The organism is Klebsiella aerogenes KCTC 2190 (assembly GCF_000215745.1).
In the GTDB taxonomy this organism is placed as follows: Bacteria; Pseudomonadota; Gammaproteobacteria; order Enterobacterales; family Enterobacteriaceae; genus Klebsiella; species Klebsiella aerogenes.
Map to the genome: position 1 here is coordinate 304,373 of NC_015663.1, position 20,487 is coordinate 324,859.

A 20,487-nucleotide genomic window follows, 5' to 3' on the forward strand; every position below is an offset into this window, starting at 1 on the left:
GCCGCGACCTTGTCCATTTCGCGCTAGCTTCTGTCCATTTCGCTAAAGCCGCCGATGGGTTATGTCATGCAGGATAAAGCTCCGACTACAGGAGAACACCATGCTGACCAATCCTTGCGAAAAATACAGCCCTTATCCGCCTATCGCCCTGCCCGATCGCCGCTGGCCCGAGCGGCAAATCACTACCGCGCCGCGCTGGCTTTCCACCGATTTGCGCGACGGCAACCAGGCGCTGGCCGAACCAATGGACGCCGCGCGTAAGCTGCAGTTCTGGGATCTGTTGCTGGAGTGCGGTTTTAAAGAAATAGAGGTCGCCTTCCCCTCCGCCTCGCAAACCGATTTCAACTTTGTGCGCCAGCTGATTGAGGAGCAGCGCATCCCTGAAGATGTCACCATTCAGGTGCTGACTCAGGCGCGGGAAGAACTCATAGCACGAACCTTTGAAGCGCTGCGCGGCGCCCGGCAGGCGACCATCCATCTCTACAATGCCACCGCGCCGCTGTTTCGCGAGCTGGTTTTCGGCATGGAAAAGGCCGAAGTGATCGAGCTCGCCACCCGCGCCACCCGGCTTATTCGTCAGCATTGCGAGCAGCAGCCGGACACCCGTTGGCAATATGAATATTCACCGGAAACCTTCTGTTTTACCGAGCCGGAATTCGCCCTTGAAATCTGCGAAGCGGTGGCGGAAATCTGGCAGCCCTGCGGCGAACGGCCAATGATTATTAATCTCCCGGCAACGGTCGAAGTCAACACGCCGAACGTCTACGCCGATCGGATTGAATATTTTTGCCGCCACTTCTCGCGCCGCCAGGATGTATGTATCAGCGTGCATCCGCATAACGATCGCGGTACCGGCGTCGCCAGCGCCGAACTGGCGGTGATGGCCGGCGCCGATCGCGTTGAAGGCTGTCTGTTCGGCAATGGCGAGCGTACCGGCAACGTCTGTCTGGTCACGCTGGCGATGAATCTCTATAGCCAGGGCGTGGATCCGCAGTTGCGCTTTACGCAGATGAATCGGGTGGTAGAGATCGTCGAGAACTGCAACCAGCTCCCGGTACATCCGCGTCATCCATGGGCAGGCAGTCTGGCCTACACCGCCTTTTCGGGTTCACATCAGGATGCCATTAAAAAAGGGTTTGATGCCCGTAAACCGGGAGATCGCTGGCAAATGCCGTATTTACCTATCGATCCACAGGATATCGGCTGCAGCTATGAAGCGGTGATCCGCGTTAACAGCCAGTCAGGTAAAAGCGGCAGCGCATGGCTGATTGAGCAGAACCACGGTCTTAAGCTGCCGCGGGCGTTGCAGCAGGACTTCAGCCAGTACGTTCAGCAAGAAACGGATAGCCATGGTAAAGAAATGACCCATAACGCATTATGGCAGCTGTTTCGCAGCCGTTACGGCCTGCTGGCGCAGCCGACGCTGGCGTTACTCGACTATCAGAGCGACGGCCAGCAGGATGGCGAACTGACGTTACAGGCTGCGCTGCGGATGAATGGCGAAACCCGCCGCTTGAACGGACGTGGTAACGGTTTGTTATCCGCCGCCGCTAACGGCCTGAGCGCGCTGTTAAAACGTCATTTCGTTATCAAGGACTACCACGAGCATACCCTCGGGGCGCGCAGCGACAGCCGCTCCGTTGCCTATATTCGCTGCGTCTTTGCCAATGGCGAAAGTCGATGGGGCGTCGGCATTGATAATGACGTTGCCCGCGCGTCGTTACAGGCGTTGTGTAATGCCGTTCACGCCAGGGATTAATCCAACGGGCGAAAATAGTCGCTGGGCGCGGTCCCCATGACCCGGCGGAACATGGCGCTAAAAGCGCTGTGACTGCCGTAACCCAGATCCAGCGCTACCCGTAGTACCGACTGCCCCTGCGCCAGGCGAACCAGCGCCTCCATCAGCTTCGCCCGGCGCACCCATTCGCTCCACGTCAGGCTGGTCTGCTGTTGAAAATGGCGGTTCAGCGTACGCTCGCTCATTCCGCCTGCTTGCGCCGCCTCACGGCTGCCCCACGGTTCACCGGGCGCTTCGCGCACCCGCTGGCATAACCGACGCAGGCTATCGCTATGCGGTTCCGGCAAACCGAAAGGTAATACCGACATCCCGCGAATTTCATCCAGCATCAGCTCATAGATACGTTCATCGCGGGTGCCGGGGAAATAGCGCTCTTCCAGCGCCAGCGACGCGACGATAAGCTCACGCAGCAGCGGTGAGATCTGCACGATCTGGCAGGTAGAGGGCAGATCGGCACGGGCCAGCGGATCGATAAATAGCGTCCGTGCGGCCACATTGCCGGTTATGCGCAACGCGTGCGGCGTATGTGCCGGTAGCCAGACGCCGCGCCCCGGCGGCACGACCCAGAATCCGACCGGCGTTTCCACCCGAACCACGCCGCTGAGAATATGCAATAACTGAGCGCAGTCGTGGCAATGCATCGGTTCGCTATCGCCGTGGGCGTAATCATGGGCAAATGGCACCAGCGCGCGGTGCTGGAAGGAAAAGGAGAGCGTTGTCGACATGATAAGCGGAGAGCGGCCCGACGCGATGGCCGGGCCGACGCATGCGCACTAGATGTGCAGTTCTTGCAGTTTTTCTTTCGGCAGCGCCAGCTCATCGTTGCTGTTGATGCGAACATCACGCTCAATGATGTGGCGGGCGATATCCTGCGCTTCCTCCAGCGAGTGCATGGTGTAGGTTCCGCACTGGTAGACGTTCAGCTCAGGGATCTGATTCTGATCTTTGACTTTCAGCACGTCAGCCATCGCCGCTTTCCAGGCATCGGCCACGCGTTGCTCTTCCGGCGTACCAATCAGGCTCATGTAGAAACCGGTACGGCAGCCCATCGGAGAAATGTCGATAATTTCCACGCCATTACCGTTCAGGTGATCGCGCATGAAACCAGCAAACAGGTGCTCCAGTGTATGAATACCGCGCTCCGGCATCACTTCCTGGTTCGGTACGCAGAATCGCAGATCGAAAACGGTGATTTGATCGCCGTGCGGCGTGTTCATTTTCTTCGCGACGCGCACCGCAGGCGCTTCCATTCGGGTATGGTCGACTGTGAAACTATCTAACAACGGCATTCTTCACCTCCGATAGTGATTTTTTTTAAAATAAAATGAACTCTTCGTTCAACAGCGAGTCTGAGTATATGAAAGACGCGCATTTATTATCATCATCATCCCTGAATCAGAGATGAAAGTTTGGCCACAGTGATGTGGCCTTTTTCTTTTGTAGCGCTTTTTACTACGCGTGTCGTGCTAAAAGTGCCTCGAACGGCTCGCTATCTTCCGCTTCCACTTTCTTCTGTCGCGCGACCGACGCATCACGTTCGGCGATAAAATCTTCTTCGCTTAAAATTTCCAGCGGTTCATCGCGCAGCATCGTACGATACTCATCAGCCAGCTTACGCCCGGTACCGCCAATCCCTTCTTCAATCATAGAACGCAGAATGCGCGCTGAGAACGTTAATTCCGGATCGTCAAAGCACGCCAGCAGCTCATCGCACACTTGTTGATAGGCCTCGCCGCCGTGGATGCTGTCTAGCGTTTGCGCCACGCGACGTAAATCACGGAACAGATCTTTACCCACCTGCGCCAGCGGGAACTGCGCGCTTTCACAGCCAATCCCCAACGTCAGGCCCGGTTTACGGCCCTCAAGAATCACCCGGTTCCAGTTAGTGCGGGTACACAGCAGTTCGCTGCTGCTCATCTCCGGCGCATCGGCCAGCACGCACCAGACCATAAACAGATCGAGGAAGCGCACCTGCTGCTCATCCACGCCGATCGGCGAGAACGGGTTGATATCCAGCGAACGCACTTCGATGTACTCGATGCCGCCGCGCAGCAGCGCATCGGACGGCGTTTCACCGCTACGGGTCACGCGTTTCGGGCGAATCGGCGCGTACAGCTCGTTTTCAATCTGCAGAATATTGCTGTTGATCTGCAGATGTTTGCCGTCTTTCTCAAGACCGATTTTAGCGTACTCTTCCGATGGCGTTTTAATCGCCCGCTTCAATCCTGCCACATACTCGTGCAGATCGTTAAACGTAATTCCGAGATTGCTTTGCGACTTATTGGTATAACCGAGGTCGCTAAGACGCAGAGAAGTGGCGTATGGCAGGTAATACATGCCGTTTCCGGCCTTCTCAAACGGCAGAGTCGTCGGTTTACCCTGCAGGAACGAGGAGCAAATCGCTGGCGACGCGCCGAACAGGTACGGGATCACCCAACCGAAACGGTAGTAGTTACGAATCGAGCGGAAATAACCGGCGGAAATCGCCTCTTTGCCGCTTTCGGCATCTTCCACGCCGCACTTGGCCTGCCAGAACGCCATCGGCAGCGAAAAGTTATAGTGCACGCCAGAAATGGTTTGCATCAGTGCGCCGTAGCGGTTTTTCAGCCCTTCGCGATACAACGTTTTCAGCCGGCCAACGTTAGAGGTGCCGTATTGCGCCAGTTCAATATCCTGACCCGGCGCGATATAGCACGGCATGCTCAGCGGCCACATCCGCTCGTCGCCGAGCTGGCGGGCGGTGAAGCGATGCACATCGCGCAGGAAAGTCAGCATATGATCGACATCGCCATCCACTGGAGTAATAAACTCCAACAGGGCTTCGGCAAAATCAGTAGTAATCCATTTATGGGTCAGCGCCGAACCTAAAGCTAAAGGATGGCCGGTCGTGGCCAGCGTGCCGTCGGCGTTAACGCGCAGCGTTTCACGCTCAAGCCCACGTTTAATGCCTTGCAGCGCCTGCGGATTTTTTTCCAGCCAGGCCAGCGCCTGTGATACATCCGGGATCAATTTGACCTCCCGCCTGTCGAAATCGTTTGAATTAGCATAATTGTAATGGTTGAACAATCAGTCCAATTAGTGCCACCACGTCATGCCCTGAAGGGTTGCCGCCGCTATGACGATATAACGCAACGCCTTACCAAGGCATAAAAAAAAGAGCACTGGTCCCCAGGAAATGCGCATCCATCCCGCTAGTAAACACAGCAAATCGCCTATAACAGGCGCCCAGCTCAATAATAATGTCACCGCGCCATAGCGTTTAAGCCAGCCGGTTGCCCTCTCCTGCCAGCGCGATTGCTTGCGCAGCGGAAACAGGCGCCCCAGAATAACGTTAGTTACCCCTCCAAGGCTATTGCCGATTGTTGCTATTAATACCAGCATCCACGGTTGACTTGCCCCCGTAAGAAGCATAGCAACCAGCACCACTTCTGAGTTACCGGGCAGTAAAGTGGCGCTTAAAAAGCTGCTGGCAAAAAGCGACAGGAGCGACAGCGCGTCGCTCACAACAGACGCACATCCACAGCATCCATACCCGCGAGCTTCGCCGCCTCCAGACCGAAGTCGGCATCCTCGAAGACCACGCAGGTTTCCGGTGCGACGCCCATGCGCTCCGCGCACAGCAGGAAGGTATCGGGCGCAGGCTTATGCTGCGCCACGTGATCGGCAGCCACCACCGCGGAGAAGTAGTGGCGCAGGCCAAGATGCGCCAGCAGCGCTTCGGCAACAGCGCTTTCGCTACCGGTACCGACCGACATCGGGCGACGGCCATGCCACTCTTTTACCACCTCTATCAGCGGTAACGGGCGTACGCTATCCAGCAACATCGCTTTGACGGCGACGGTCTTTTCCTGCGCCAGACGATGCGGATCTAAATCAGCCTGATTCAGCTCGATAATCGCCTGGGCAATACGCCAGGTTGGAGAACCGTTGAGCGCGACCACGGCCTTCTCATCAAAACGCATACCGTAACGGCCCAGTACTTCACGCCATGCCTTACGATGCGTCGGCTCGGTATCGAGGATGGTGCCATCCATATCGAAAATCAGTCCTGCGTAACGTTGGTACATCGTGTTCTCACAAACCGGATAAGGAAACGTTACTGTATCGCAAAAGGCGGGTTTTGTCGCGGGGGAGCCAGAGACAGCAAAGGCGCCTGCAGGCGCCTTAATCAACTCGGGATAGCGAAAACGGTATTATTTGATTCGCAGGTCGTTCTCAACCACGCGCACGCCCTGCACGCGACGGGTGACCTCTACCGCCCGTTTAGCGCTCTCAGCCGACGATACGAAACCGCTCAGCTGTACGCGGCCTTTAAAGGTCTGCACGCTAATTTCTGAGGATTTGATATCTTTTTCGTTAAACAGCGCGCTTTTTACCTTGGTAGTTACCACGGTATCGTCAATATAACCGCCGGTGCTTTCTTTGGTGGACGATCCGGCACAGCCTGCCAGAGATACGGCGACCAGAAGCGTTGCGCAAAAGGCAGGTATTGCTTTGAACCATTTCATTGATTTCTCTCCTTGCATTCATCACACCCGGTTCAGGTAGATCTACAGGGATAAATTATAGTGGAAAGAGCGACTTGCCAATAAGAAATGTGTTGATTATCGAGGAGATAAAATGCGTCGTACTGATGGGATGAAAATTGGAGAGTTTTATTGAAGAGAAGATGGTGCATCCGGGAGGATTACTCGGCTACGCCTCGCCCTACGGGCCGTTGCTGACGCAACGTTATCCTTCCTGGTACTCGCGATAATTTCGCATACCATGCAACAATCGAGATTGCTGTTACTGAGGAGAATATGGTGCATCCGGGAGGATTCGAACCTCCGACCGCTCGGTTCGTAGCCGAGTACTCTATCCAGCTGAGCTACGGATGCATCGGAAAAGCTAGTTTACTACAGAATTAATCCGAATCAGGTATGAAGGTGCATCCGGGAGGATTACTCGGCTGCGCCTCGCCCTTCGGGCCGTTGCTTACGCAACGTTATCCTCCCTGGTGCTTGCGATAATTTCGCAGACCATACAACAACGTCGTCGCTGTTATTAAGGAGAATATGGTGCATCCGGGAGGATTCGAACCTCCGACCGCTCGGTTCGTAGCCGAGTACTCTATCCAGCTGAGCTACGGATGCATCGGAATAACTAGTTTACTACATAATTCATCTGAACAATTCAGAATCAGGCAAGAATGGTGCATCCGGGAGGATGACTCGTCTACGCCTCGCCCTACGGGCCGTTGCTTATGCAACGTTATCCTCCCTGGTGCTGGCGAAAATTTCGCAGACCATGTAACAACGGTATGGCTGTTACTAAGGAGAATATGGTGCATCCGGGAGGATTCGAACCTCCGACCGCTCGGTTCGTAGCCGAGTACTCTATCCAGCTGAGCTACGGATGCATCGGGAAACTTGCTTTACTACGCGTCAGTGTCACAACTAACACATGCCACACTGAGTATGATGGAGTAATCGGTAGAGTGACTCGATTACGCCTCGCACTGCGGGCCGCTGCTTTCACAGCGTTCTTCTTTCTGTTTACAGAGAGAAGATGGTGCATCCGGGAGGATTCGAACCTCCGACCGCTCGGTTCGTAGCCGAGTACTCTATCCAGCTGAGCTACGGATGCAAAATGGCGGTGAGGCGGGGATTCGAACCCCGGATGCAGCTTTTGACCGCATACTCCCTTAGCAGGGGAGCGCCTTCAGCCTCTCGGCCACCTCACCACACAACACGCCTCTTGCGAGTGCTTCGAAGAACTTGTTTCTGCTCTTCGTCGCTGCGATGGCGCACATATTACTTTCTGAGACTTATAAGTCAAACAATTTTTCGAGAGCTTTTTCCGTTTGCACACTTCACGCGCAATTAGCCTGCAAAAACGGCAAAAAGAGTATTTTATCAACAGGAAATAGCCCTTTACGGCCACTCAAAAGCGACAACGAAAAATGACGTACGGCGAATAAAAACAAAAGAGAGGATGTCGCGAGAGAAGAAACAGGAGAAGAAAAGAGAAAAACGACCGCCGGAGGGATGCGCCTCACAATAAAGCGAGGCGCGGAAAGCTTAGTAACTGGACTGCTGGGATTTTTCAGCCTGGATACGCTGGTAGATTTCTTCACGATGTACAGAGACTTCTTTAGGGGCGTTGACACCAATACGTACCTGGTTACCCTTAACCCCTAAAACTGTCACAGTGACCTCATCTCCAATCATGAGGGTCTCACCAACTCGACGAGTCAGAATCAGCATTCTTTGCTCCTTGAAAGATTAAAAGAGTCGGGTCTCTCGCATCCCGGCATTATCCATCATATAACGCCAAAAAGTAAGCGATGACAAACACCTCGCGGTGTAAGCAGTCACGGCATCACATTCTGTTAAACCTAAGTTTAGCCGATCTACACAACTTCAACCCGACTTTATCGTTATCAGTACTTATGACGCAAGGTGCCGTAACCCTCTGGTTACGGCACCTATACCCGTCATACTTCAAGTTGCATGTGTGTTGGCTTTCCTCGCTCACCCCAGTCACTTACTTGAGTAAGCTCCTGGGGATTCGCTGCGTCGCCGCCTTCCTGCAACTCGAATTATTTAGGGTAAATGCGTTTATAGTTATTACAGTTTTGCGCTGACCCAGCCTTTCACACTGGCTAACGCAGCAGGGAGAGCAGACGCATCGGTACCGCCGGCTTGCGCCATATCCGGACGACCGCCCCCTTTACCGCCCACCTGCTGGGCGACCATACCAACCAGCTCCCCTGCTTTCACGCGGTCTGTCACATCCTTAGACACACCTGCAATCAGAGAAACCTTACCATCCGCTACCGTAGCTAATACAACGACCGTCGAACCGAGCTGGTTTTTCAGATCATCAACCATGGTACGCAGCATTTTCGGCTCAACGCCGGCCAGCTCGCTGACCAGCAGCTTAACGCCGTTAATTTCTTCGGCTTTACTGGAGAGATTAGCGCTCTCCTGCGCTGCAGCCTGCTCTTTCAGCTGCTGCAGCTCTTTTTCCAACTGACGGGTACGCTCAAGCGCCGCGCGAACTTTATCGCCGATGCTGTGGCTATCGCCCTTCAGCAACTGCGCGATATCACTGAGCTGATCGCTCTGCGCATGCAGGCTGGCAATCGCCCCTTCGCCGGTCACCGCTTCAATACGGCGCACGCCTGCGGCGGTACCGGATTCAGAGGTAATACGGAACAGGCCGATATCACCGGTACGCGCCGCGTGAGTACCGCCGCACAGCTCGGTGGAGAAATCGCCCATCCGCAGTACGCGAACGCGATCGTCGTATTTCTCGCCGAACAGCGCCATTGCGCCGGATTCACGCGCGGCATCGATATCCATAATATTGGTTTCGATAGCCAGGTTACGACGGATCTGCGCGTTGACCAGATCTTCTACCGCACGAATCTCTTCCGGCTTCATCGCTTCAAAATGCGAGAAGTCAAAACGCAGCGCTTTATCGTTAACCAGTGAGCCTTTCTGTGCCACGTGGGTACCGAGGACCTGGCGCAGCGCCGCGTGCATCAGGTGCGTCGCGGAGTGGTTGAGACGGATACGCTGACGGCGAGCCTGATCGACATCGGCCTGCACCGCGTCACCCACTTTCAGGGAACCGCTGGCGACTTTACCGATATGACCAATAGCCTGGCCGTACTTCTGCGTATCGCTGACCGCGAAGGAGAAGCCAGCGCCTTTCAGTTCGCCTTTATCGCCTACCTGACCGCCGGATTCCGCATAGAACGGCGTCTGGTCAAGGACTACAACCGCATCCTGACCCGCGCTGACGCTATCAACCGCTTTGCCGTCGATGAACAGCGCAGTAACTTTGCCGTTCAGCTCCAGATGATCGTAGCCTTTAAATTCCGATGCGCCGTCAACGCGAATCATCGCGTTATAGTCAGCGCCGAAACCGCTGGACTCACGTGCGCGGCGGCGCTGCTCTTCCATCGCGGCTTCAAAGCCTGCTTCGTCAACCTTGATGTTGCGCTCGCGGCAGACATCCGCAGTCAGGTCAACCGGGAAGCCATAGGTGTCATACAGACGGAAGGCGGTTTCGCCGTCCAGCGTGTCGCCTTTAAGCTTCGACAGTTCCTCATCCAGCAGCGCCAGTCCACGCTCCAGTGTGCGCGCAAACTGCTCTTCTTCGGTTTTCAGCACCTGCTCAACCAGAGCCTGCTGCTGTTTCAGCTCTTCACCGGCGGCGCCCATCACGTCGATAAGCGGAGCAACCAGTTTCCAGAAGAAGGTGTCTTTCGCGCCCAGCATGTTGCCGTGGCGAATCGCGCGGCGAATGATGCGACGCAGCACGTAGCCGCGGTTTTCATTCGACGGGATCACGCCATCAGCAATCAGGAATGCGCAGGAACGAATGTGATCGGCAATAACGCGCAGCGACTTGTTAGTCAGATCGGTCGCGCCGGTGACTTTCGCCACGCTCGCAATCAGGTTGCGGAACAGGTCGATGTCATAGTTGGAGTTAACGTGCTGCAGAACAGCGGCAATACGCTCCAGCCCCATACCGGTATCAACGGAAGGTTTCGGCAGCGGCTCCATGGTACCGTCAGCCTGACGGTTGAACTGCATGAAGACGATGTTCCAGATCTCAATGTAACGGTCGCCATCTTCTTCCGGGCTTCCCGGAGGGCCGCCCCAGATGTGGTCGCCATGGTCAAAGAAGATTTCGGTGCATGGGCCGCACGGACCGGTATCGCCCATCTGCCAGAAGTTATCAGAAGCAAACGGCGCGCCTTTGTTGTCGCCGATGCGGATAATACGCTCGCGCGGAACGCCCACTTCATTGGCCCAGATGTCGAAAGCTTCGTCATCGGTCTCGTAAACGGTAACCCACAGTTTTTCTTTCGGCAGGGCGAACCAGTTCTCACCGGTCAGCAGTTCCCATGCGTATTTGATGGCATCCTGCTTGAAGTAATCGCCGAAGCTGAAGTTGCCCAGCATTTCGAAGAAGGTGTGGTGACGCGCGGTGTAACCGACGTTTTCCAGATCGTTGTGTTTACCGCCCGCACGCACGCAACGCTGCGCGGTGGTCGCGCGCGAATAATTACGTTTGTCGAGACCAAGGAAGACATCCTTGAACTGGTTCATCCCGGCGTTGGTAAACAGCAGGGTCGGATCGTTGTGCGGCACCAGGGAGCTGCTGGCAACTACCTGATGTCCCTTACTATGGAAAAAGTCGAGAAACGCCTGACGGATCTCAGCGGTGCTCTTGCTCATAATTATCCTGAAATCAAGCTACACTTCATCCTTCAAGTCGCCTCTGACCTGGCGGAACGTCCTCTCCCGGTAGTGAACTCACGTACGCCCCAGAAGCTGTTCTCTCTTGCCGCCGTGATGCAGCTTGAATGATTTTGTGTATAAGGAATAATCGCCCTGGACGCTGATTATGCAATCACAAGCAGCGGCCCGACGGAATAAAGTGGGAATAAGATAAGTTTTCTTTAGAGGGAAGTAAAATCCCCGATGGGTCAATCTGCAAAATTTCGCCAGATTTCCTGGATATCTTCCATCAGATAGCCGCGGTACAGCAAAAATCGCTGGATTTTAACTTTTTCAGTAAAGGTGGTAGGTAACGGTTCGCCGTATTTACGCTGCGCCTGCTCTTTGGCCAGCGCCGCCCAGTCGATTTCACACTCGCGCATCGCGCTTTCGATGTCGCTGCGGCCAATGCCCTTTTGATTCAACTCCTGGCGGATACGTGCCGGCCCATAGCCCTTGCGGCTCCGGCTGGCAATAAACTGGCGAACAAAACGCTGGTCATCAAGATAGCGGTTTTCCAGGCACCAGCCGACAACCTGTTCGAGCTCTTCCGACGTGATGTCCAGCTTTTCAGGGCCGTTTTTACTCATTACCGGCGCCGCCAGCTTACGCCGCAGCTCCTGTTCGCTATGATCGCGCATCGCCAGAATACGAATTGCGCGATCCAACAGACGCGCATAGCCGGAGCGGCGTGGTGAAGTCTCAGTCACAGGCACCTCGATAATCTAAGAAAAGCAAAAGGGCCGCATCAGCAGCCCTTTGTCACTCTTTTAGACGATATCAGAAATCTTGTTCGGTTTCTTCTGCGTCGTTGCCGTCAACCGCGAAGTCCGGCGTGGAGTCCTGGTTGTTGAGCAGCAGTTCGCGAACTTTCTTCTCAATTTCTTTCGCCGCCGCCGGGTTATCTTTCAGCCAGGAGATTGCGTTCGCTTTACCCTGACCGATTTTGTCGCCGTTGTAGCTATACCAGGCGCCCGCTTTTTCAATCAGCTTCTCTTTCACGCCGAGGTCAACCAGCTCGCCGAAGAAGTTGATGCCTTCACCGTAGAGGATCTGGAATTCAGCCTGTTTGAACGGCGCGGCGATTTTGTTTTTCACCACTTTCACGCGGGTTTCGCTGCCGACAACGTTGTCGCCCTCTTTCACCGCGCCGATGCGGCGAATGTCCAGACGCACGGAAGCGTAGAACTTCAACGCGTTACCACCGGTGGTGGTTTCCGGGTTACCGAACATCACGCCGATTTTCATACGGATCTGGTTGATGAAGATCAGCAGCGTGTTGGACTGCTTCAGGTTACCAGCCAGTTTACGCATAGCCTGGCTCATCATACGCGCCGCGAGGCCCATGTGAGAGTCGCCGATTTCGCCTTCGATTTCCGCCTTCGGCGTCAGCGCCGCCACGGAGTCGACGACGATAACGTCTACCGCGCCGGAACGCGCCAGCGCGTCACAGATTTCCAGCGCCTGCTCGCCGGTATCCGGCTGGGAGCACAGCAGGTTGTCGATATCAACGCCCAGCTTGCGGGCATATACCGGATCCAGCGCGTGTTCGGCATCGATGAACGCACAGGTTTTGCCTTCACGCTGCGCTGCGGCGATAACCTGCAGCGTCAGGGTAGTTTTACCCGATGATTCCGGCCCGTAGATCTCAACGATACGGCCCATTGGCAGACCGCCTGCGCCGAGCGCGATATCCAGAGAAAGCGAACCGGTGGAGATGGTTTCCACGTCCATGGAACGGTCTTCACCCAGGCGCATGATGGAGCCTTTACCGAATTGCTTTTCGATCTGGCCCAGTGCTGCCGCCAACGCTTTCTGTTTGTTTTCGTCGATCGCCATTGTTACTCCTGTCATGCGAGGTGAAGCGCGTTCGCTTCGCCGTTAATATTTGTTCAGTTGAGGCAATTATACTGTATGGTCATACAGTATCAAGTATTTTGTAGAAATTGTTGCCAGAGCAGATTTAACGCATAGGCCGTCGCCTGACGACGCACCGCTTCGCGGTCTCCGGCAAAGCATTCGCGGCGGGTCACGCCCTGCTCGTTCGCACAGGCGACGCCGAACCACACGGTGCCGACGGGCTTCTCCGCGCTGCCGCCGTCCGGGCCGGCGATACCGCTGACCGATACCGCATAGGTGGCGCGCGCCGCGCGTAGCGCGCCAATTGCCATCTCGACAACCACCGGTTCGCTCACCGCGCCGTTATCCAGTAACGTCACTTCGCTCACGCCAATCATCTGCGATTTGGCTTCGTTGCTATAGGTCACGAAACCGCGCTCAAACCACGCTGAGCTACCGGCAATATCGGTCAGCGCTTTGGCTATCCAGCCCCCGGTGCAGGACTCCGCGGTGGTCACCGTCGCGCCCTGCGCTTTCAGCGCCAGCCCAACCTGTTCGCTTAGCTGCATTAATTCTGAATCGGTCATTTTCGCCCCGCTTAAGCCAGATAAAGAGGCCATCAAAGATAGCACTTTCGGCAGAGATATGGGGACGAGCTGGTGATTTTACGAGGGGGGATCCAAAAATGGGCCGTCCCGCTGCAACCAGGACGACCAGACAACCCGTTACTTCATACTATTGACGATGAGCTCGACGTTATGGCGCAGCATTTTAACGTAGCTATCGGCCACGCCGCCCGGCTTAGACAGCGCTTCCGGATAGAGTTCGCCGCCCGGTTGCGCCCCCGTCGCGCCAGCGATTTGCTGCACCAGACGCGGGTCCAGCTGGTTCTCCATAAACCAGGTATGCACGCCATCGGCTTTGATTTGCTTAATCAACGCCGCCACCTGCGCCGCGCTAGCTTCGCTCTCGGATGAGAGTCCCTGCGGCGCAAGGAACGTCACGTGGTAAGCGCGGCCAAAATAGCCGAAAGCATCATGGCTGGTCAGCACTTTACGCTTCACCTGCGGGATGGCGCTAAACTGCGCCTTCGCCCAGCCGTCAATTGCCGTCAGCTGCTCGATATAACGCTTACCGCGGCTCTGGAGCGCCGCTTTATCCTGCGGGTCGGCTTTCACCAGGCCATCAAGGATATTCTGCGCGTATAACGCGCCATTAGCGGCGCTATTCCAGGCGTGCGGATCGGTCACCGTTTTACCGTCTTCATCGAGGGTATGCGTCTTAACCCCTTTTGACGCCACCACTAATTCGCCCTTAAAACCGGACGCTTTCACCAGCCGATCCAGCCACCCTTCCAGACCAAGCCCGTTGACCACCACCACGTCGGCTTTGCTGAGCAGCGCGCTATCCTTCGGTGAAGGTTCAAAGGTGTGCGGATCGCCATCCGGCCCTACCAGCGTATCGACATGAACATGCTCGCCGCCGACCTGCTGCACCATATCGCCCAGCACCGAAAAACTGCTTACCACGTTCAGCGTTTTTGCTATCGCCCCCTGCGCCATCAGCCCCACGGCTAACGCCATCACCACTGCACTTCGTTTCATCATTTCCTTACCCCATTAATTTGCGCCAGCCAACGACCAGCCGGCTGCGCGTGCCAAAAAACACTGAAATAAAAAACAGTACGCTGGCGGTCAGCACGATGGCGGGCCCGGCGGGTAAATTCACTGCCCACGAAAGGCTCAATCCCATCCAGGCGCAAAACGCGCCGATCGCCGCCGCCAGCAACAAAATGCCCGGCAGCGTTCGTGCCCAGCAGCGCGCCGCTACCGCGGGCAACATCATCAGCCCTACCGCCATTAGCGTGCCGAGCACCTGGAACCCCGCCACCAGATTCAGTACCAATAGCGCGAGAAACAGGCCGTGCAGCAGCGCCGGTAGCCGCCGCGCGTTGACCTGTAGCCAGGCGCTATCGAACGCCTCGCTGACCAGCCCGCGATAAAACAGCGCAATGCACAGCAGCGTCAGGCTCGCCACGCCGGTGACAAAGAACGCCGCGTCGCTATCCACCGCCAGAATCGAACCGAACAGCAGGTGCAGCAGATCGACGCTGGAGCCGCGCAGCGAGACCAGCGTGACGCCAAGGGCCAGCGAGCCGAGGTAAAACCCGGCAAAACTGGCGTCCTCTTTCAGCGGCGTTCGCCGGCTGACCCACCCCGCCACCAGCGCCACCGCGATCCCGGCGATAAATCCGCCAACGCTCATCGCCAGCAGCGACATGCCGTTAAGGAGATAACCCGCCGCCACTCCCGGCAGAATGGCGTGCGACAGCGCATCGCCCATCAGGCTCATCCGTCGCAGCAGCAATAGCACGCCTAACATGGTGGTGCTCAGCGACAGCGCGAAGCACACCACCAGCGCCCGGCGCATAAAGCCAAATTCAATAAAAGGTTGAAAAAAGGTATGCCAGATCATGCCTGCCTCGCGGTGTTGAAGGCGGGAAGCACGCTTGACGTCTCGCCCCAGCGCGCGTGCTGGGGTTCAAGCAGCAGCGTCTCGGGAAAGAAATCGGCCACGCACTGGTTATCGTGCAGCACCGCCAGTATCGTTTGCCCCTGGCGGTGCATATCGACGATAAGCGCCATCAGCTCGCGGCTGGTGGCCTCATCGACGCCGGTAAACGGCTCGTCCAACATCACCAGCGGCGCCTGTTGCACCATCACCCTGGCAAAGAGCATACGCTGGAACTGGCCGCCCGAGAGCTCTTCAATTGGCGTATTAGTCAGCGCGCTGATCCCCACCCGCTCAAGCGCCGCGGCGATGCGCCGACGCTCGTCGCCGCCCAGACCGCGCAGCAGCGAGACCCGCGGCCAGGCCCCCTGACTGACGACATCGCGCACCAGCAGCGGAAACTGTGATTCCAGGGCATGGCGCTGCGCCAGCCAGCCAACCACGGGCCGCCCTTTGCGCCAGTTCAGCCGGCCGCTAACCGGCGGAATAAATCCAGCCAGCGTTTTCAGCAGCGTCGATTTACCGCAGCCATTAAGCCCGACAATCGCCGTCAGGCTTCCCGCCGCAATCACGCCGCTCATCGCCGGAGTGATTGCCATGCCTTCATACCCGGCAACCAGATGATCCAACTCAATCATGGCAGCGCCACCGCCCACCATGTGGCCAGCCATAGCGCCGCCAGCAGTCCGCAGGCGATTGCCACGCGCGCCGCGCCGGATGCCATAAAAACCGATGTGAACATATTCCCGCCCCAATAAAATGTTATAACATAACAATATGGGATTCAGAAAAGAATGTAAATCTGCGTCAGCAAGAGGAAATGTAACAAAGGTCAACAAAAGGCATGCAGAAGGGAAAAAACGGATGGATAAGCGCGGCGTCCCGGGGCTACCAACCGGATACCAGACCGTAGCCCGGATAAGGCGCTACGCGCCGCCATCCGGGGAACTCGAAATATGTCGGCTGGATGAAAGGATCAATACCCGCCGCGGGCCTGCGAAACCGCCAGCCCCAGCTGCCAGACAGCCATCGCGTAGTGGGTGCTGTGGTTATATCGGGTGATAGTGTAGAAGTTCGGCAGACCATACCAGTACTGGTACCCGGTGCCGATATCCAGCCGCAGCAGACTGGCCTGCTGATGGTTGCCAAGCGGCTGCGTTGGAGTTAATCCCGCCGCCGACAGCTGTGAAACGCTGTATTTGGTTTTAAAGCCGTTATCCAGACCCGGCGCCTGGCCCAGCGCCTGCACCGCGACGGTATCGCCGCTCACCCAACCGTGCTGTTTAAAGTAGTTCGCCACGCTACCGATGGCATCAACCGGATCCCACAGGTTGATATGACCGTCGCCGTTGAAGTCCACCGCGTATTGCTTATACGACGACGGCATAAACTGGCCGTAGCCCATCGCGCCGGCAAAGGAGCCTTTCAGATCCAGCGGGTCATCGCTTTCGCTGCGCGCCATCAGCAGGAAGGTTTCCAGCTCAGAGGAGAAGTATTCAGCGCGGCGCGGATAGTTAAACGACAGCGTCGCCAGCGCATCGAGGATGCGGGTTTTGCCCATCACCCGGCCCCAACGGGTTTCCACGCCGATAATGCCGACGATGATTTCCGGCGGTACGCCGTAGACCTGATACGCGCGGTTCAGCGCGTCCTGATACTGGTTCCAGAACACCACGCCGTTCTGCACGTTATCCGGCGTAATAAACTGTTTCTTATAGCGTAACCAGGCGCCGTTTGGCCCGGTCGGCGGCAGCCCGCTCGGCGCCTGGCGATCCATCAGTCGCAGCACGTAGTCCAGGCGCTTAGCCTGCGACAGGATCTCCTGGAGCTGCTGTCTATCGAAGCCGTGCTTCGCCACCATCTTATCGATGAACTGCGCCGCCGCTGGGTTATTGGCGAAATCGCCGCCCATCTGCATCACGTTATGCTGCGGTTCCAGCAAAAAGCCGCCGGTTCCGCTCGCCATCTCCGCTTCCGCGGGGGTCTTAGGTTTGCTGCTGCAGGCAGCCAGAAGTGCACATAAAGGGAGTAAAGCCAGATAGCGACGCTTCAACATGGGAATTCCATTTAACAAAATCGGCAAAGGGTAATTATGGTAAAGCATGCGCCCGCCAACAAGGAAGCGGCAATACATTTGCAGACAAAATAGTTCTTTTTTTGCACGTTATCCGCATTCGATCCGCACGTTAATTTTTTCACTCATCGCGAACAAACTTTCAAAATAAAATATTTATCTTTCATTTTGCGATCAATTTAACACTTTTAAACCTTTCAAAGTGATTAAAATCAGCCTCCAGTTAGCAAGAAAAATAACACGCTGAAGGAGAGAACAATGATTGAAATCGTTACCCACGGCGCTGAGTGGTTCATCGGCCTGTTTCAGAAAGGCGGCGAGGTGTTTACCGGTATGGTGACCGGTATCCTGCCGCTGCTGATAAGCCTGCTGGTGATCATGAACGCGCTGATCAACTTTATCGGCCAGCAGCGGATCGAAAAGCTGGCGCAGCGCTGCGCCGGCAACCCGCTTACCCGTTACCTGCTGCTGCCCTGCATCGGCACCTTTGTCTTCTGCAATCCCATGACCTTAAGCCTTGGCCGCTTTATGCCGGAGAAATACAAACCGAGCTACTACGCGGCGGCCTCCTATAGCTGTCATTCGATGAACGGGCTGTTTCCGCACATCAACCCCGGCGAGCTGTTTGTTTATCTCGGCATCGCCAACGGCCTCACCACGCTAGGCCTGCCGCTTGGCCCGCTGGCGGTGAGCTACCTGCTGGTTGGCCTGGTAACCAACTTCTTCCGCGGCTGGGTCACCGACCTGACCACCTCTATTTTCGAGAGAAAAATGGCGATTCAACTTGACCAGAAAGTGCGTCTGTCAGGAGCGACATCATGACCCGTATTCGTATTGAAAAAGGAATCGGCGGTTGGGGCGGCCCGCTTGAACTCGACGTCGTTGAGGGCAAAAAGATTGTCTATATCACCGCAGGCACCCGCCCGGCGATCGTCGATACGCTCGCCAGCCTGACCGGCTGGCAGGCGGTTGATGGATTTAAAGAAGGTGAACCGGCGGAAAGCGAAATTGGCATCGCCATTATTGACTGCGGCGGCACCCTGCGCTGCGGCCTCTACCCGAAGCGCCGTATTCCGACCATCAACATCCACGCCACCGGTAAATCCGGGCCGCTGGCGCAGTATATCGTCGAAGATATTTACGTCTCCGGAGTCAAAGAAGAGAACATCAAACTGCTGGAAGATAGCGGCGAGACGGCAGTGCAACCACTCCCCGCCGCGGGCCGCGATTACGATGCCAGCAAGAAGATTACCGAACAGAGCGACGGCCTGCTGGCTAAGGTCGGGATGGGGATGGGTTCAGTGGTCGCGGTACTGTTCCAGGCCGGGCGCGATACCATTGATACGGTGCTGAAAACCATTCTGCCGTTTATGGCCTTTGTCTCGGCGCTGATCGGCATCATCATGGCCTCCGGCATCGGCGACTGGATTGCCCACGGCCTGGCGCCGCTCGCCAGCCATCCGCTGGGGCTGGTGACGCTGGCGCTGATCTGCTCCTTCCCGCTGTTATCGCCGTTTCTCGGCCCCGGCGCGGTGATAGCCCAGGTGATCGGCGTGCTGATTGGCGTCCAGATCGGCCTTGGCAACATTCCACCGCATCTCGCCCTGCCCGCGCTGTTTGCCATTAATGCCCAGGCCGCCTGCGATTTTATCCCGGTAGGTCTGTCGCTGGCCGAAGCCCGTCAGGATACCGTGCGCGTCGGCGTGCCGTCGGTGCTGGTCAGCCGCTTCCTCACCGGCGCGCCAACCGTGCTGATCGCGTGGTTCGTTTCCGGATTTATTTACCAATAAGAGGTTCCTGAAGATGACCGTCATTTACCACACCACTATTACCCGTATCGGCGCCAGCGCGGCGACGGCGCTGGAAGAACAGATGCTCATTACCTTCCGCGAGGGCGCCCCGGCGGATATCGAAGAGTATTGCTTTATTCACAACCACGGCGAGCTGTGCGGCGAGCTGCGCCCGGGCGCAGAGCTACAGCTCGGCGATCGGCATTATCCGGTGACCGCCGTCGGCGAGGTCGCCGAGCAAAACCTGCGCGAGCTGGGCCACATCACCCTGCGCTTTGACGGCCATCGTCAGGCGGAGTTTCCCGGAACCGTTCACGTCGCGGGCCCGGTACCGGACGCCATCGCGACCGGCTGTGTACTGAAATTTGTTGCTTAGAAGGAGAGAAAGATGAATCAGGTTGCTGTTGTCATAGGTGGCGGACAAACCTTAGGAGAGTTTCTGTGCCGCGGTCTGGCCGCCGAGGGCTACCGCGTGGCGGTGGTCGATATCCAAAGTGAAAAAGCCAGCCGCGTCGCCCAGGAGATCAACGCTGAATATGGCGAAGGTACGGCATACGGCTTCGGCGCCGACGCCACCAGCGAAGCCAGCGTCACGGCGCTGGCTCACGGCGTGGATGAGATTTTCACGCGCGTCGATCTCCTGGTCTACAGCGCCGGTATCGCTAAGGCCGCCTTTATTAGCGACTTCGCGCTGGGCGATTTTGACCGCTCGCTGCAGGTCAACCTGGTGGGCTATTTCCTCTGCGCCCGCGAGTTCTCACGGCTGATGATCCGCGATGGCATTAAAGGTCGCATCATTCAGATCAACTCGAAATCCGGCAAAGTCGGCAGTAAGCATAACTCAGGCTATAGCGCGGCGAAGTTCGGCGGCGTCGGGCTGACCCAGTCGCTGGCGCTGGATCTGGCGGAATACGGCATTACCGTGCATTCGCTGATGCTCGGCAATCTGTTGAAATCACCGATGTTCCAGTCGCTGCTGCCGCAGTACGCCACCAAGCTCGGCATTGATGAGAGCGAAGTCGAGCAGTACTACATCGATAAGGTGCCGTTGAAACGCGGCTGCGATTACCAGGATGTGCTGAACGTGTTGATGTTCTACGCCAGCCCGCAGGCATCGTACTGCACCGGGCAGTCGATTAACGTCACCGGCGGCCAGGTGATGTTTTAAAAGGTTCCCGGATGGCGCTGCGCTTA

The 20,487-nt window shown here is 56.6% G+C and carries 20 protein-coding genes and 5 tRNA genes; 5 read left to right on the forward strand and 20 right to left on the reverse strand.

Annotated features, from left to right (window positions below; genetic code table 11):
- The first annotated feature begins 100 nt into the window (after positions 1-100).
- Entirely contained in the window at positions 101-1,759 is a 1,659-nt protein-coding gene (leuA, locus tag EAE_RS01525; protein ID WP_015703237.1) for a 2-isopropylmalate synthase, read from the forward strand.
- On the opposite strand, the gene EAE_RS01530 is transcribed toward leuA, so the two are convergent.
- The 20 genes from EAE_RS01530 to mltB all read right to left on the reverse strand — a co-directional run bounded on the left by EAE_RS01530 (position 1,756) and on the right by mltB (position 17,485).
- On the reverse strand, positions 1,756-2,523 hold the full coding sequence (locus EAE_RS01530; RefSeq protein ID WP_015370065.1) for an AraC family transcriptional regulator: 768 nt from the start codon (positions 2,521-2,523) through the stop codon (positions 1,756-1,758). The two genes, leuA and EAE_RS01530, sit on opposite strands and share 4 nt — an antisense overlap.
- 48 nt (positions 2,524-2,571) lie before the next feature.
- Complete coding sequence (gene luxS / locus EAE_RS01535) at positions 2,572-3,087, reverse strand: S-ribosylhomocysteine lyase (protein ID WP_015370064.1); 516 nt, start codon at positions 3,085-3,087, stop codon at positions 2,572-2,574.
- Between the two features lie 163 nt (positions 3,088-3,250).
- Complete coding sequence (gshA, locus tag EAE_RS01540; protein ID WP_015370063.1) at positions 3,251-4,807, reverse strand: glutamate--cysteine ligase; 1,557 nt, start codon at positions 4,805-4,807, stop codon at positions 3,251-3,253.
- A 66-nt stretch (positions 4,808-4,873) separates the two neighbouring features.
- Positions 4,874-5,302: a YqaA family protein gene (locus EAE_RS01545; RefSeq protein ID WP_015370062.1), complete on the reverse strand. Its 429-nt coding sequence runs from the start codon at positions 5,300-5,302 to the stop codon at positions 4,874-4,876.
- The gene (gene yqaB, locus EAE_RS01550; RefSeq protein WP_015703238.1) at positions 5,299-5,865 is read right to left on the reverse strand and encodes a fructose-1-phosphate/6-phosphogluconate phosphatase; all 567 of its coding nucleotides are present in this window, start codon (positions 5,863-5,865) and stop codon (positions 5,299-5,301) included. Before yqaB ends, EAE_RS01545 begins: the two co-directional genes overlap by 4 nt.
- 126 nt (positions 5,866-5,991) lie before the next feature.
- Positions 5,992-6,306, reverse strand: coding sequence for a BON domain-containing protein (locus EAE_RS01555; protein ID WP_015370060.1), 315 nt, complete (start codon positions 6,304-6,306; stop codon positions 5,992-5,994).
- A 295-nt stretch (positions 6,307-6,601) separates the two neighbouring features.
- Positions 6,602-6,678, reverse strand: a tRNA-Arg gene (locus tag EAE_RS01560).
- A 178-nt stretch (positions 6,679-6,856) separates the two neighbouring features.
- Positions 6,857-6,933 (reverse strand) — tRNA-Arg (locus tag EAE_RS01565).
- A gap of 189 nt (positions 6,934-7,122) precedes the next feature.
- Positions 7,123-7,199 (reverse strand) — tRNA-Arg (locus EAE_RS01570).
- Positions 7,200-7,349: 150 nt separating this feature from the next.
- Positions 7,350-7,426: transfer RNA gene (locus EAE_RS01575), tRNA-Arg, on the reverse strand.
- A gap of 4 nt (positions 7,427-7,430) precedes the next feature.
- Positions 7,431-7,523, reverse strand: a tRNA-Ser gene (locus EAE_RS01580).
- A gap of 337 nt (positions 7,524-7,860) precedes the next feature.
- Positions 7,861-8,046 (reverse strand): carbon storage regulator CsrA, encoded by a 186-nt coding sequence (gene csrA / locus EAE_RS01585; RefSeq protein WP_000906486.1) that lies wholly within the window; start codon positions 8,044-8,046, stop codon positions 7,861-7,863.
- A gap of 363 nt (positions 8,047-8,409) precedes the next feature.
- A complete protein-coding gene (alaS, locus tag EAE_RS01590; RefSeq protein ID WP_015703239.1) occupies positions 8,410-11,037 on the reverse strand; it encodes an alanine--tRNA ligase in 2,628 nt (875 codons plus the stop codon).
- Between the two features lie 251 nt (positions 11,038-11,288).
- A complete protein-coding gene (gene recX, locus EAE_RS01595; protein WP_015703240.1) occupies positions 11,289-11,789 on the reverse strand; it encodes a recombination regulator RecX in 501 nt (166 codons plus the stop codon).
- Between the two features lie 70 nt (positions 11,790-11,859).
- A complete protein-coding gene (recA, locus tag EAE_RS01600) occupies positions 11,860-12,918 on the reverse strand; it encodes a recombinase RecA (RefSeq protein ID WP_015370055.1) in 1,059 nt (352 codons plus the stop codon).
- Positions 12,919-13,007: 89 nt separating this feature from the next.
- Positions 13,008-13,505 carry a nicotinamide-nucleotide amidase gene (pncC, locus tag EAE_RS01605; protein ID WP_015703241.1) on the reverse strand — a complete coding sequence of 166 codons (498 nt, stop codon included), beginning with the start codon at positions 13,503-13,505 and terminating at the stop codon, positions 13,008-13,010.
- A gap of 138 nt (positions 13,506-13,643) precedes the next feature.
- The gene (locus EAE_RS01610) at positions 13,644-14,522 is read right to left on the reverse strand and encodes a metal ABC transporter substrate-binding protein (protein WP_015703242.1); all 879 of its coding nucleotides are present in this window, start codon (positions 14,520-14,522) and stop codon (positions 13,644-13,646) included.
- Between the two features lie 7 nt (positions 14,523-14,529).
- Complete coding sequence (locus EAE_RS01615) at positions 14,530-15,393, reverse strand: metal ABC transporter permease (protein WP_015370052.1); 864 nt, start codon at positions 15,391-15,393, stop codon at positions 14,530-14,532.
- Positions 15,390-16,100, reverse strand: a complete 711-nt coding sequence (locus EAE_RS01620; RefSeq protein WP_072033712.1) for a metal ABC transporter ATP-binding protein — start codon at positions 16,098-16,100, stop codon at positions 15,390-15,392. The genes EAE_RS01615 and EAE_RS01620 overlap by 4 nt, the downstream gene beginning before the upstream one ends.
- 305 nt (positions 16,101-16,405) lie before the next feature.
- A complete protein-coding gene (gene mltB / locus EAE_RS01625; RefSeq protein ID WP_020078114.1) occupies positions 16,406-17,485 on the reverse strand; it encodes a lytic murein transglycosylase B in 1,080 nt (359 codons plus the stop codon).
- Positions 17,486-17,761: 276 nt separating this feature from the next.
- Between mltB and srlA the strand changes: the two genes are divergently transcribed.
- From srlA to srlD, 4 genes are read left to right on the forward strand one after another with little or no spacing between them, the layout of a single operon-like run.
- Positions 17,762-18,325: a PTS glucitol/sorbitol transporter subunit IIC gene (gene srlA, locus EAE_RS01630; RefSeq protein ID WP_015370048.1), complete on the forward strand. Its 564-nt coding sequence runs from the start codon at positions 17,762-17,764 to the stop codon at positions 18,323-18,325.
- Positions 18,322-19,293, forward strand: a complete 972-nt coding sequence (srlE, locus tag EAE_RS01635; protein WP_015703246.1) for a PTS glucitol/sorbitol transporter subunit IIB — start codon at positions 18,322-18,324, stop codon at positions 19,291-19,293. The genes srlA and srlE overlap by 4 nt, the downstream gene beginning before the upstream one ends.
- A 13-nt stretch (positions 19,294-19,306) precedes the next feature.
- Positions 19,307-19,669, forward strand: a complete 363-nt coding sequence (srlB, locus tag EAE_RS01640) for a PTS glucitol/sorbitol transporter subunit IIA (RefSeq protein ID WP_015703247.1) — start codon at positions 19,307-19,309, stop codon at positions 19,667-19,669.
- A gap of 12 nt (positions 19,670-19,681) precedes the next feature.
- On the forward strand, positions 19,682-20,461 hold the full coding sequence (srlD, locus tag EAE_RS01645; RefSeq protein WP_008806161.1) for a sorbitol-6-phosphate dehydrogenase: 780 nt from the start codon (positions 19,682-19,684) through the stop codon (positions 20,459-20,461).
- The last annotated feature ends 26 nt before the right edge of the window (positions 20,462-20,487 follow it).